The following is a 14,807-nucleotide window of genomic DNA, read 5'->3' as shown; positions in this document are numbered from 1 at the left end:
CTGGCGTATACGATTTACACCTCAGGCTCCACCGGCAAGCCCAAGGGCGTGATGGTGCGCCACGGGGCACTGAGCAACTTTGTCGCGAGCATGATCAGGCAGCCGGGGATCACGGCGGTGGATCGCGTGCTGTCGCTGACCACGTTCTCGTTCGATATTTTCGGCCTGGAAATCTACGGCCCGCTGCTGGCCGGCGCCTGTGTGGTGCTGACCGGCAAGGATGTGCATCAGGACCCGCAAGCCGTGCTCGAACTGATCGAGCGTCACGCCGTCACTGTGTTGCAAGCCACGCCATCGACCTGGCGCATGCTGCTGGACAACGAACACGCCGCGATCCTCCAGGGTCGTACGTTCCTGTGTGGCGGTGAAGCGCTGTCCCAGGAACTCGCGCACCGCATGCTGGCGCTGACGCCGAGGGTGTGGAACCTTTACGGCCCCACCGAAACCACCATCTGGTCGGCGCAACATGCGTTGAGCGCGGACAACAGCCGTCCGTTCCTCGGTACGCCGATCGACAACACGGCGCTGTACATCCTCGGCAGCGACCTTGAGCTCAACCCGCTCGGCGCGCCCGGGGAACTGCTGATCGGCGGCGCCGGCCTGGCCCGTGGTTACTTCCAGCGCCCAAGCCTGACGGCCGAGCGGTTTGTGCCGGATCCCTTCTCCAAAACCGGCGCGCGGCTGTACCGCACCGGTGACCTGACCCGTTACCGTGCCGAAGGCGTGATCGAATACATCGGGCGCATCGACCATCAAGTGAAGATCCGTGGCTTTCGGATTGAACTGGGCGAGATCGAAGCGCGCTTGCTGGCGCTCGATTGCGTTCGCGAAACCGTGGTGGTCGCACAGGAAGGCCCGACCGGCCCGCAACTGGTGGGCTACGTGGTGCCATCGGCTGCGCAGGCACTGGATGCCGACGGCGAAGCCCATCTGCGCGCCGCGCTCAAGGCCGGCCTCAAGGCCGAGCTGCCGGAATACATGGTTCCGGCGCACCTGCTGTTCCTCGCGCAATTGCCGCTGACCCCCAACGGCAAGGTTGACCGCAAAGCCCTGCCGGCTCCGGATGCCAGCCTGTTGCAATCGACTTACCGCGCGCCACACACCGCCACCCAGCACCGCGTCGCCGAGATCTGGCAAGCGGTGCTCAAGCTGGAACGCGTGGGCCTGGGCGACCACTTCTTCGAGCTGGGCGGCCATTCGTTGCTGGTCACTCAAGTGGTCTCGCGGGTACGCCAGGCGCTGAACGTGCAAGTGCCGTTGCGCACGCTGTTCGAACACAGCGTTCTGGAGGATTTTGTCGCTGCCCTCGGTGTCGGGCAGGCGCATCAGCAACCGCCAATCGTCGCGTTGCCACGCCTGCAACCACTGGCGCTGTCCTATGCCCAGGAACGGCAATGGTTTCTCTGGCAACTGGAACCCACCAGCACGGCCTATCACGTGCCTGCCGCGCTGCGCCTGCGTGGGGAGCTGGACCTGCCCGCGTTGCAGCGCAGCTTCGAGGCGCTGATTGCCCGTCACGAATCGTTGCGCACGTGTTTCGTCGAGGAGCAAGGGCGCACCCTGCAATTGATCCAGCCCCAGGTTGCCCTGGCGCTGAACGTGGAAAACGTCGCGGCAGACCTGGATGAAGCCACGCTGCAAGCGCTGGTCGCCGAAGAAACCCGGCACTTGTTCAACCTGCAACAAGGCCCGCTGCTGCGGGTCAAGCTGTTGCGCCTGGCCGCCGATGACCATGCGCTGATCATCACGCTGCACCATATCGTTTCCGATGGTTGGTCGATGAGCATCATGGTCGACGAGCTGGTGACCTTGTATGCCGCCCACAGTCAGGGCCAGGCGGCACCATTGCCGGCGCTGCCGGTGCAATACGCCGACTATGCCGTGTGGCAACGGCAGTGGATGGATGCGGGGGAGCGCGAGCGGCAATTGAGCTACTGGACGGCGCAACTGGGCAACGGTGATCAACCGTTGCTGGAGTTGCCGACGGACCGTGCGCGTCCACCGGAGCAGAGCTATCGCGGGGCCCGTCGTGATATCCCGCTGAGCCCCGAACTGGCAACGGCGCTCAAACAGCTTGCCCAGCGCGAAAACGTCACGCTGTTTGCGCTGTTATTGGCGTCGTTCCAGACCCTGCTGCACCGCTACAGCGGCCAGGCCGATATTCGTGTCGGCGTACCGGTGGCCAACCGCAGCCGGGTGGAAACCGAAGGCCTGATCGGCTTCTTCGTCAACACTCAGGTGCTCAAGGCCGAGTTCGACAGCCAGCAGTCGTTCCGCAGCCTGTTGCAGCAAGTGAAAAACACCGTGCTCGACGCCCAGGCCCATCAGGATCTGCCGTTCGAGCAACTCGTCGATGCGTTGCAACCGGAACGCAGCCTGAGCCACAGCCCGCTGTTCCAGGTGCTGCACAACCACCAGAGCCAGACCCGCCAGGCCCAGGTCGCAACACGCTTGCCACGCCTGGAGATCGAAGGCCTGAACTGGGCCTCGAACACGGCGCAGTTCGACCTGACCCTGAACACCTTCGAGTCCACCGATAACGTGTGGGCCGAGCTGACCTACGCCACCGATCTGTTCGACGCGCCGACGATTGCGCGCCTGTCGCAGCACTGGATCAACGTGCTGCAAGGCATCGTTGCCGACAGCGGCCAGCGCATCGCCGAACTGCCCCTGCACGACGCCGCCGAACGCCAGGCCACCCTGTTGCAATGGAACCCGGCGGTCACCGACTTTGCGAGCGAGCAGTGCCTGCATCAACGGATCGAGGCCCAGGCGGCACGCGCGCCACACGCGATCGCCGTGACCTATGGCGACCAGGCCTTGAGCTACGGCGAACTCAACGCCCGCGCCAACCAACTGGCCTACGCGCTGATCGACAGCGGAGTAGGGCCGGACGTGCGTGTCGGCCTGGCGGTTGAACGCAGCCTGGACATGCTCGTCGGCCTGCTGGCCATCCTCAAGGCGGGTGGCGCGTATGTGCCACTGGACCCGAGCTACCCGCAAGAGCGCCTGAGCTACATGATCGGCGACAGCGGCATCGGCCTGCTGTTGACCCAACGCCATTTGCTCGAGCGTCTGCCGCTGCCGGATTCGGTCCGCAGCCTGCTGCTCGATCAGCCGCGTGACGGCCTCAAAGGCTACAGCGACAGCAACCCCCACGTGCCCATGAGCCCCGACAACCTGGCTTACGTGATCTACACCTCGGGTTCGACCGGCCAGCCCAAAGGCACCTTGCTGGCGCATCACAACGTGCTGCGCCTGTTCAACGCCACGCAGGCGTGGTTCGACTTCGGCGCCCGGGATGTCTGGAGCCTGTTCCATTCCTACGCGTTCGATTTTTCGGTCTGGGAGATCTTCGGTGCGCTGCTGTACGGCGGCAAACTGGTGGTGGTGCCGTACGAGGTCAGCCGCTCGCCGGAAGACTTCTTCGCGTTGCTCTGCCGTGAACAGGTCACCGTGCTCAACCAGACGCCCTCGGCGTTCAGGCCACTGATGCAGGTCGCTTGCGCGCCGGAACACGCGAACTTGCAACTGGCCTTGCGTTACGTGGTGTTCGGCGGCGAGGCGCTGGAGGTCAAGCGCCTGCGCCCGTGGTTCGAGCGCTTCGGCGATCAGGCACCCCGGCTGATCAACATGTACGGCATCACTGAAACCACCGTGCACGTGACGTATCGCCCCTTGTCGATGGCCGACCTGCAACGTGACGCCAGCAGCCCCATCGGCGAACCGATTCCCGACCTGTCGTGGTACTTGCTCGACGGTGATCTGAACCCGGTATCCAAGGGTTGCATCGGCGAGTTGTATATCGGGCGCGCCGGTCTGGCGCGGGGTTACCTGAACCGAGCGGACCTGACGACCTTGCGCTTTATTCCCGACCCGTTCGCGGCTGACGGTGGTCGTCTTTATCGTACCGGCGACCTGGCCCGTTATCGCGCTGATGGCGTTATCGAGTACATCGGGCGTATCGACCATCAGGTGAAGATTCGTGGCTTCCGTATCGAACTGGGGGAAATCGAAGCGCACCTGCTGGAACACGCGGCGATCCGCCAGGCCGTGGTGCTGGCGCAACCGGGCTTGAGTGGCCAGCAATTGGTGGCGTATCTGGTGCCGGATGAAGCGTCGTTGCTTGAAGCCGATGCGGGGGAGCAGGCCCAATGGCGCGACAAAGTGCGTGCTGAACTCAAGGCCAACCTGCCGGACCACATGGTCCCGGCGCACCTGTTGTTGCTCGCGCAACTGCCGCTGACCGCCAACGGCAAACTCAACCGCGCCGCGTTACCCTCGCCGGATGCGAGCCAGGCACAACAGGCTTATCAGGCGCCGCAAAGCGATATGGAACAGCGCCTGGCCGACATCTGGCAGAACGTGCTGAAGCTGCCGCAAGTGGGGCTCAACGACAACTTCTTTGAACTGGGCGGTGACTCGATCATCTCGATTCAGGTGGTCAGCCGCGCCCGTCAGGCCGGGATCCGTCTGAGTCCGAAAGACCTGTTCCAGCACCAGACCGTGCAACGTCTGGCGCTGGTGGCGCAACTGGGCGGCGAATCGAATATCGATCAACACCCGGTGACCGGCGCCGCGTTGCTGCTGCCGATTCAACAGCAGTTCTTTGAGGATCAGATCCCCGAGCGCCATCACTGGAACCAGTCGGTGCTGCTCAGGCCTCGCCAGGCGCTGGAGGCGGCCAAGGTTGAACAGGTGTTGCAGGCACTGGTGGCTCATCACGATGCCCTGCGCTTGAGCTTCACTCAGCACAATGGCTTGTGGCAGGCCGAGCATCGTCTGGTCGCAGAGGTGCCGCAGAACCTGTTGTGGCAAGAAGACGTCGCCGATGCCGCGGCCCTTGAAGCGCTGGGCAACCACGCGCAACGCAGCCTCGACCTGCAACACGGTCCGTTATTGCGGGCGGTGCTGGCGACGCTTGCCGATGGCAGTCAGCGTCTGTTGCTGGTGATTCATCACCTGGTGGTCGATGGCGTGTCCTGGCGGATTCTGCTTGAGGACCTGCAAAGCGCCTATCAGCAGCTCATCAACGGGAAGGCGATGCGCCTCCCGGCGAAGACCAGTGCCTTCAAAGACTGGAGCGAGCACTTGCAGCGCTACGCCAACAGCCCGGCGTTGCAGGAAGAGTTGGCTTACTGGCAAGCCTGCCTGAGGGATGTCAGCACCGATCTTCCCTGCAAGCGTGTGGACGCCGGCCAGCAAAATCGAATGGCGCAAACGGTACAGACCCGACTCGGCAGCGAACTGACCCGGCAACTGCTGCAGGAAGCCCCGGCGGCTTATCGCACGCAGGTCAACGACCTGTTATTGACGGCACTGGCACGGATTGTCGGTCGCTGGAGCGGGCAGGCCTCGACGCTGATCCAGCTTGAAGGCCATGGTCGCGAAGAGCTGTTCGGCGGTGTCGATCTGACCCGCACCCTGGGTTGGTTCACCAGCCTGTTCCCGGTCCGCCTGACACCGGCGGCGACAGCCGGCGACTCGATCAAGCAGATCAAGGAGCAGCTGCGCTCGATCCCCAACAAAGGCATCGGTTTCGGTGCATTGCGCCACTTCGGTGAGGCTCAGGCGCAAGAGAGCCTGCGCGCCTTGCCGAGCCCGCGCATCACCTTCAATTACCTCGGTCAGTTCGACGGCAGTTTCGAGGGCGATGACGGCGCGTTGTTTGTCCCTTCGCCGGACAACGCCGGCCTCGACCAGAGCCCGGACGCGCCCCTGGGCAACTGGCTGACGCTTAATGGCCAGGTCTATGGTGGCGAGCTGCGCGTGGGCTGGACCTTCAGCACCGAGCGTTTCGACAGCACGGTGATCGAGGCGCTGGCGCAGGATTACGCCAGGGAGCTTACCGCGCTGATCGAGCATTGCCTGACCCCGGGCGTCGAAGGCCTGACGCCGTCGGACTTCCCGCTGGCGGGCCTGACCCAGGCGCAACTTGACGGCTTGCCGACCGCGCCACACCGGGTCGAAGACATTTATCCGTTGTCACCGATGCAGCAGGGCATGTTGTTCCACACCCTCTACGCGCAACAGTCGGGCGACTACATCAACCAGCTGTGCGTGGCGGTTGATGGCTTGCAGGTCGAGCGTTTCCGTGATGCCTGGCAAGCGGCGATGGACAGTCATGAAGTGCTGCGCAGCGGGTTCATGTGGGAAGGTGATCTGCCACGGCCGCTGCAAGTGGTACACAAGGGCCTGGCCGTGCCGTTCAGCGTGCTTGACTGGCGTGATCGCGCCGACTTGCCCCAGGCCCTGAATGAGCTGCAACTTGCGCAACGTCTGCAGGGTTTTGACCTGCACGCCGCGCCGTTGCTGCGGCTGGTGGTGGTGCGGGTGGCGGCCGAGCGTTATCAACTGATCTACACCTCCCACCACATTCTGATGGACGGTTGGAGTAACTCGCAGTTGCTGGGTGATGTGCTGCAGCGCTATCACGGCCATGCACCGGCGGTGGGGGCAGGGCGTTATCGCGATTACATCGAGTGGCTGGCGCAGCAAGATGCGCAGGTCACGGAGCACTTCTGGAAGGGCCAACTGGCTGATTTCGAGGCACCGACGCTGCTGGCCGACGCGGTGATGCGTCGCACGGAGACCTCGGTGGCCGGTCAGGGTGAGTATTTGCTGACGCTGGACAGTGCCGTGACGGCTGAGATCAACCGCTTTGCCCGGGCGCAGAAAATCACCGTCAACACCCTTGTGCAAGCCGCGTGGCTGCTGCTTCTGCAGCGTTATACCGGGCAGCACACCGTTGCGTTCGGCGCCACTGTGTCGGGTCGTCCGGCGCAGCTGCAGGGCGTCGAAGGGCAGATCGGCCTGTTCATCAACACCCTGCCGGTCATCGCCAGCCCGCGCGCCGAGCAACCCTTGCACGAATGGTTGCAGCAAGTTCAGGCACAAAACCTGTTGCTGCGTGAGCAGGAACATACGCCGTTGTTCGATATCCAGCGCTGGGCCGGGCAGAGCGGCGAGGCGTTGTTCGATAACATCCTGGTGTTCGAGAACTACCCGATCGCCGAAGCGCTGCAACAGGCCGCAGCCGATGACCTGCGTTTTGGCGAGGTCGACCGTTACGAGCAGACCAGTTACCCACTGACGCTGATGGTCAATCTTGATCAGCAGATGACCGTGCATTTTGGCTACCAACAGGCCAGTTTCGCTGCCGATACCGTGGTGTGCCTGGCCAGCCAGTTACAGCAACTGTTGCAACAGATGAGTGTGAGTGCCGAGCAGTGCCTGGGTGAACTGGATCTGCTTGCAGCCACGCAACGGCAACAGATGTTGCACGACTGGAACCGCATTGACGCCCAACGCGTCGAGGCGCTGTGCATTCACCAGATGATCGAGCGCCAGGTGTCGGCCCAGCCGCACGCGCTGGCCGTGACCTTCGGCACTGCCGCGTTCACCTATGGCGACATCGATATTCGCGCCAACCGCTTGGCCCATCGGCTGATCGAGTGTGGCGTGGGCCCGGAATCACGGGTGGGTGTGGCCCTGCAGCGCTCCGACAGCTTGCTGGTGGCATTGCTCGCGGTACTCAAGGCCGGTGGCACCTATGTGCCGCTGGACCCGGACTACCCGGCCGACCGTGTGGCCTACATGCTGGAGGACAGCCGCGCGCGGGTGTTGTTGACCGAAGCCGGCGTGGCAGCGACGCTGACGGTGAGCGGCGATACCCAAGTCGTGTGTGTCGATCACCTGCAACTGGGTGACTATCGGTCGGACGCACCGGTTACCGGCGTTACGGCGGACAATCTCGCCTACGTGATCTACACCTCCGGGTCCACCGGCAAACCCAAGGGTGTGGCGATCACTCATCGCAACGTGCGGGCGCTGATCGAGTGGTCGAAAACCGTCTACAGCCGTGACGACATTCAAGGCGTACTGGCGTCGACCTCGGTGTGCTTCGACCTGTCGGTGTGGGAGCTGTTTGTCACGCTGGCCAACGGTGGCTCGCTGATAATCGCGCGCAACGCGCTGGAACTGCCGAACCTGGCGGCCCGCGATCAGGTGCGCCTGATCAACACCGTGCCCTCTGCGATCAATGCCCTGCAGGACGCCGGCGAGATTCCGCCAGGCGTGCGCATCATCAACCTGGCCGGTGAACCGCTGAAACAGCACCTGGTGGATACGCTGTACCGGCAGGCGGGCATCGAGCATGTCTACGACCTGTACGGCCCGTCGGAAGACACCACCTACTCGACCTGGACCCGGCGCGAGGCGGGTGGTACGGCGAACATCGGGCGGCCATTGACGGGCACCGCCAGCTACCTGCTGGGCGGCGACTTGCAGCCGGCGCCGCTGGGTGTGGCGGCTGAACTGTATCTGTCGGGCGCGGGCATCACACGTGGTTACCTCGGTCGTGCCGCCATGACCGCCGAGAAGTTTGTGCCCAATCCGTTCGCCGCCCATGGCGAGCGTCTCTACCGTACCGGAGACCTGGCCCGTTATCGGGCGGACGGCGTGATCGAGTATGTCGGCCGTATCGACCATCAGGTCAAGGTGCGTGGCTTCCGTATCGAGCTGGGGGAAATCGAAGCGCGCCTGCTGCAGGTGCCGGACGTGCGCCAGGCATTGGTGGTCGCACAGCCGGGTGCTTCGACCGCGCAATTGGTTGCCTACGTGGTGTTCGACGATCCGGCCATCGCGCACGCTGGCGCCGCGGTTCAGGCCAACCTGCGCGAAACCCTCAAGGCGCGACTCAATGAGCATTTGCCGGACTACATGATCCCGGCGCACATGCTGTTTCTCGCCAGCCTGCCGCTGACACCGAACGGCAAGGTCGATCGCAAGGCGCTGCCGGCAATCGACGCCCGCGTGGCGGACGGTGAGTTCGTGGCACCGGTCGGAGCGCTTGAGCAGCAGGTCGCGACAATCTGGCAGAACGTGCTGGAACTCGACCGGGTCGGGCGTGAGGACCACTTCTTCGAATTGGGCGGGCATTCGTTGCTGGCCACTCAAGCGGTGTCGCGCCTGCGCAAACTGAGTGTCGGCCCGTTGAGCCTGCGCGACCTGTTCAATCATCCGCGCCTGAAGGATCTGGCGGCCTGGATGGCGCAAGAGCAGACGCAACCGCTCGACGGTTCGGCCAGCCATGCCGTGGTGCTCAAGGCCTGGGGGCCCAAGTCCAGCGCGCCGTTGTCGCTGGTGCAGCGCCGCTTGTGGGTTGCCGAACAGTTGTCCGGTGGCAGCTCGGCGTACGGCATGCCGCTGGCCTTGCGTTTGCGCGGTGAGCTGTCGATCGAACGGTTTATGGGCAGCTTTGCGCAAGTCGTGCGTCGCCATGAGGTGCTGCGCACGGCGTACGCCCAGGATGACGACGGGGATCCGGTGGCACTGATTGCCGAGCAGGTCGATGTCGATTTCCCGCTGATCGATCTGTCGGCGTTATCGCGCAGTGCCCAGGAAGAACATGTCGCCCAGGCGGCGCTGGAGAATGCGCGCACACCGATCGATCTGGAGCAGGCGCCGTTATGGCGCGGGCGCATTCTGCATCTGTCACCGACCGAACATGTGTTGCTGTTCTCGATGCATCACATCATCTCTGACGGTTGGTCGATGGGCGTGTTGATCAATGAACTGGTGCAGCGCTACGAACGGGACAAGGCAGGCGATGCCACGCCATTGCCGGCGCTGGAGGTGCAGTATTCCGACTTCGCCTTGTGGCAACAGGCGCTGGAGCGCCAGGGCATCCTCGGGCGCCAGGCGGCTTACTGGAAAGAGCAGCTCGACGGCTACAGCGGCCAGCTTGGCTTGCCGCTGGACAAGCCGCGCGGCGCCGTGGCGTCGTATGACGGCGATGCCGTGCAGTTCCGTCTGACGAGCGAATTGAGCCAGGCGTTGCGCAAGGTCTCCGCCGAGGCTGGCGTGACCTTGTACAGCACGTTGCTGGCGTCGTTCCAGGTGTTGCTGCACCGCTTTGGCGAGGGCGCCGATATGGTGGTCGGTGCCGACGTTGCCGGCCGCGAGCAGCCGGAACTGGAGCAACTGATCGGCTTCTTCGTCAACGTGCTGCCGCTGCGTTCACGCTTCGACACCGCCGCGACGTTTGCCACGTTCCTCGCCGATACCCAGGACAACCTGCTCGGCGCGCTGGAGCATCAGGACCTGCCGCTGGACATGATCGTCGAACGCTGCGGCGTGCCGCGACACAAGGGCATGAACCCGCTGGTGCAGGTGCTGTTCGTGATGAACAACCTGCCGGGCCGCACCCCGTCCATGGGCGGTTTGAGCGTCGAACCACTGGCAGCGCTACAGACCCATTCTAAATTCGACATGGCGTTGTTCGTTGACGAAGAAGAAGGGCAATTGCTGGGTAATTGGCAATTCGCCACAACCTTGTTCGGACACGAGCGCATTCAGTACCTGGTTCAGGCCTGGATAGCCCTGTTGGAACAGATCGTCGCTGATCAGGACATTCAATTGGGAGCTATCAGCATGCCAGTCGACAATTCAGCAGTGGCCACCACGCCTGCTGCCCCCGGACCCAAGGCCGACAAACTGGGCAAGTTTCTCAAGCGGGGCGCCACCCCGGTGGCCAAGGTTCGCCCGGCACCGGTTCGCGAATCGCTGATCGCTGCGCCCGAGCCGTTCCCGCTGTTGGTTGAGCCGAACGAACCGCAGTTGGACCTGGTCGAGTGGATCAAGAACAACCGCCCGCTGATCGAAGAGAAACTCGCCACCCACGGCGGCATTCTGTTCCGCGGCTTCGACCTCGACGGCATTCAGGGCTTTGAAGCCTTCGCCGAGGCGATCCAGCCGGGTTTGTACGGCCAGTATGGCGATCTGCCGAAGAAGGAAGGCGGCAAGAACACTTACCGTTCCACGCCCTACCCGGAACGCAAGATGATCCTGTTCCATAACGAGAGCTCGCATCAGGACCGCTGGCCGCGCAAGCAGATGTTCTATTGCGAGCAGGCTGCCCCCGTTGGCGGTGCGACACCGGTGGTGGATTGCCGCTTGATGTACGAAAAACTGCCGGCGGACCTGCGGGACACATTCGAGTCCAAGGGCCTGCTTTACGTGCGTACCTTCACCGACAACCTCGATGTGTCGTGGCAGCACTTTTTCAAGACCGAAGACCGCGCCGACGTCGAAGCCCGCTGCCGCGCTGGCGGTATTGAATGGCGTTGGCTCGACAATAACGAGCTGCAAACCCGCACCCCGGGGCCGGCGGTGATCCGTCACCCGATCACCGGCGCCAAGTCATTCTTCAATCAGGTGCAGTTGCATCATATCTATTGGCTGGAGCCGGATGTGCGTGAAGACCTGTTGGCGATGTTCGGCCCCGAGCGCATGCCGCGCCACGTGTATTACGGCGATGGCACACCGATCGAGGATGACGTGATGCGGCGCATCGGCGAGTTGTATGAAGAATGCGCAGTGCGCTTCGACTGGCAGAAAGGCGACGCGATCCTGCTCGACAACATGCTGGTGGCCCACGCCCGTGACCCGTTCGAAGGGCCGCGCAAGATCGTGGTCGCCATGGGCGACATGTACGACCACAGCCGTCTTGAACGCCCATCGGGCAAGGGGCAGAACGCCCAGGGTGCACTGAATACCGAGGAAACCGGAGCATGAACGAGTTCATGATGGACGCCCAGGATCCGGGGTTCGCCCTGACGCCCGAGCAACAGGCGCAGCTGGAGCAGCTGTCGAATACCGCGACCTGTGGCGAAGCGTTGCGCTGGCTGAGCGTGGTCATTGACGGCGATCTCGACGTGCAGCGCTTGCAGGCTGCGTTCGACACGCTGGTGTCGCAACACCCCATGCTGCTGACGCGGTTAGGCAAAGTCGCCGGGTTCCATGGATTGCGTCAGGCTGCAACCCATAATGGACGCTTCCCACTGGCCATTCAGGCGGGTGAGCAACGCGCCGAGGACGTTCAGGCGCAGATCAACGAGTCGATGAGCCGTGCATTTGTGGCCGGCGAATCGGCCAGTGTCCAGGCGGTGCTTTATCGTCTGGCGCCGCAGCAATGGCAGTTGCTGCTGGGCATCGCTCGCTACAACGCCGACACGCCCTCGCTGCGGCTATTGCTTGAGCACGTGCAGCACGCCTACGACGGGACTCAACCGGCGGACGACGACATGCCGGGTGAGTTCGCTCAGTATCTGGAATGGCGCAGTGAGGTGGTGCTGGATGAAGACGCGGCGACCGCCCGGGCTTATTGGCAGCAACACCTGCAAGGCGCACCGGCAGATATCGCTACACCATGGCTGGCAGCACGCAGCGCCAGTCCTGTCATTGGGGCGGCTGACGCACACCTTTCGCTGACACTGGACGCCGCGAAGCGTGACGGCCTGCAACGCTTGGCCGAGCAGCTCGATCAGCCACTGGCGATCGTGCTGCAAGGCGCGTGGTGGGTATTACTGGGGCGGCTGAGCGGACTTGAACAGATCCTGGTCGGTACCCGGCATGACAGCCGCAGCGACTATGAATACTTCGCCAGCGCCGTGGGTGTGTTCGAGAAAACCCTGCCGTTGTGCCTTTCATTGGCTGCCGAAACACCCTTCAGCCAGTGGCTGGGACAACTGGCGACGCGCCTTGAAGCGCATCGCACCTGGCAGGAGTACTGGACGCCGGAACTGACGCCCGATGCGGCCCGCCCGGCTTATGGTTTCAGCCTTGGCCAAGCCGGCCCCGCCAGCCGTAGCAGGGGGGGCTTGCGCTGGACGGCAGCCGATTCGGCCATTGCCCTGCCGGACACATTCGAGTTACGGCTACAGCTTCGGCTGGACGATGCCCGGCAACTGGCAGCGGTTGAGCTGCATTACGCGGGCGCACGATATTCGCCTGCTACGGCCAGCGTCGTGCTGGAACAGTTTGGCGTGCTGCTGGATTCGATCCTTGCCACGCCGCACACCGCGCTGGCCCACCTCAACCTGCTCAGCGGCGCGGAAGAACAGCGCCTGCTGGCAATCAATCCGCTGCCCCAGGCGTTGGCCGACGGCCGTTATCTGCCGCAGCGCATCGCGGATCTGGCGAACGGCACCCCGGATGCCCTTGCGCTCACCGAAGCAGGTTTGCAATTGAGCTACGGCCAGTTGCAGGCCCGGGTCGACGGCGTCGCCCAAGGCCTCAAGGCCCAGGGCCTGGGTGAGGGTTCACTGGTTGCGCTGGCGTTGCCGCGCTCGGCTGATCTGCTGATCGCGATGTTGGCGAGTTGGCGCATCGGTGCGGCCTATCTGCCACTGGATGTGCAGTGGCCGCAGGCGCGTCAGGCGCTGATGCTGGAGCAGGCCGGTGCCGCCTTGCTGCTGACGGACGCTGCGCATCTGAACGCGTGGCAGGGGCAACCGCACAAGGCACTGGCCCTGACGGAACTTCGTCCGGCGGATGGGCCATTACCGGCGCTCGCTACCAAGGGCAACGATATCGCTTATGTGCTGTTCACCTCCGGTTCTACCGGCGTGCCGAAAGGGGTCGTGATCGAGCATCAGCAACTGCTCAACTACACCGCTCAAGCCAGCCAGGCGCTGGGGTTGGCCCCATGCAAAAACGTCGGGTTCAGTTCGACGGTGGCCGCGGACCTGGGCAACACCACGTTGTTCGGGGCGTTGTTCAATGGCGCGACCCTGCATGTCGCCAGTGATGAGCAGATGCAGGACGGCGCACTGTTCGCCGAGTACCTGCAACAGCAACGGATCGATTGCCTGAAGATTGTGCCGTCCCATCTCGCCGCACTGCTCGACAGCGAGCGGGCGAGCCTGCCGGATACGCTGGTGCTGGGTGGCGAGCCGATTGCGCCCACGTTGATCGAACGCATTGCGCGGTTGCGCGCTGACTGCCGCGTGTTCAACCACTACGGGCCCACTGAAGCGACGGTCGGCGTGATGGTTCATCCGTTGGTACTGGACGGTGCGGCCAGCGATTGCTCGGCATTGACCCAGGTGCTGGGCAATAACCAGGTTTACGTGCTGGAGGCTGATCGGCGCCTGGCACCGGTGGGCGTTTTGGGCGAGTTGTACCTGGGTGGCGCGCAGTTATGCCGTGGTTATCTCAACGTACAGGCCGATGCACAGACGTTTATTGAGAGCCCGTTTGACCCGGCGCAGCGGCTGTATCGCACCGGCGACCTGGCGCGTTATCGCGCAGACGGCGCTATCCAGTTGCACGGCCGGCGTGATCAGCAAGTCAAGGTGCGCGGCTTCCGTATTGAACTGGCCGAGATCGAGGCCGAGTTGCTGCGCTTGCCGCAGATCGCCGAGGCACTGGTGTTGCCGGCAGCGTCGGCTGGCCAGGGGTTGCTGGCGTTTGTCGTGGCGCAACCTTCGGTGACTACAGGTTTGCTGGATACCGTGCGTGCCGAACTGAGCGCACGCCTGCCGGGTGTGATGGTGCCGCAGCACCTGCAACTGATCGAGCGTTTCCCGCGGCTGGCCAACGGCAAGATCGATCGCAAGGCGTTGCAGCAGCTGGCGGGTACGTCGGCCGATGACGAAGGCGCTGCGCCACGGGATGCACTTGAGCAATTACTCGCATCGCGCATGGCGCAGTTACTGGGGCTTGAACGTTTGGGCATCGACCGGGACTTTTTCGCCGCTGGCGGTCATTCCCTGCTGGTGATCAAGTTGGTGGCCGGTATTCGCAAGCTGTTGCAGTGCGACGTTCATCCGGGGCTGGTTTTTGATCATCCCACCGTGGCGTCGTTGGCGTTGGCCTTGCGCACGGTGGAAGGCAGCCCGGGCCAGTTGGAAAAAATCGCCCAGGTGCGCCTGCGCATGGATGCCATGAGCCCTGAGGAAAAGGCTCGTCTGGCCGAGCAGGCTCGTCAGTTGCAGGCCGCCAAGGCTGCGCAAACCAGCTGA

The 14,807-nt window shown here is 63.6% G+C and carries 2 protein-coding genes (1 of these 2 cut by a window edge); both read left to right on the top strand.

The window, feature by feature from the left end; all coding sequences use genetic code 11:
• A protein-coding gene (locus HX855_RS30385) for a non-ribosomal peptide synthase/polyketide synthase (RefSeq protein WP_177083052.1) crosses the window boundary here: on the top strand, window positions 1-11,577 show its 3' portion. 1,971 nt of this gene lie to the left of the window's left edge; the window shows 11,577 of its 13,548 coding nt (coding positions 1,972-13,548); its start codon lies beyond the left edge, outside the window; it ends in the stop codon at window positions 11,575-11,577.
• Window positions 11,574-14,807 (top strand): non-ribosomal peptide synthetase, encoded by a 3,234-nt coding sequence (locus HX855_RS30380; RefSeq protein ID WP_177083050.1) that lies wholly within the window; start codon window positions 11,574-11,576, stop codon window positions 14,805-14,807. Before HX855_RS30385 ends, HX855_RS30380 begins: the two co-directional genes overlap by 4 nt.

The sequence above is a fragment of the Pseudomonas sp. IPO3778 genome (assembly GCF_013386825.1).
Classification (GTDB): Bacteria; Pseudomonadota; Gammaproteobacteria; order Pseudomonadales; family Pseudomonadaceae; genus Aquipseudomonas.
This window is presented reverse-complemented; position numbering and strand designations above follow the sequence as displayed.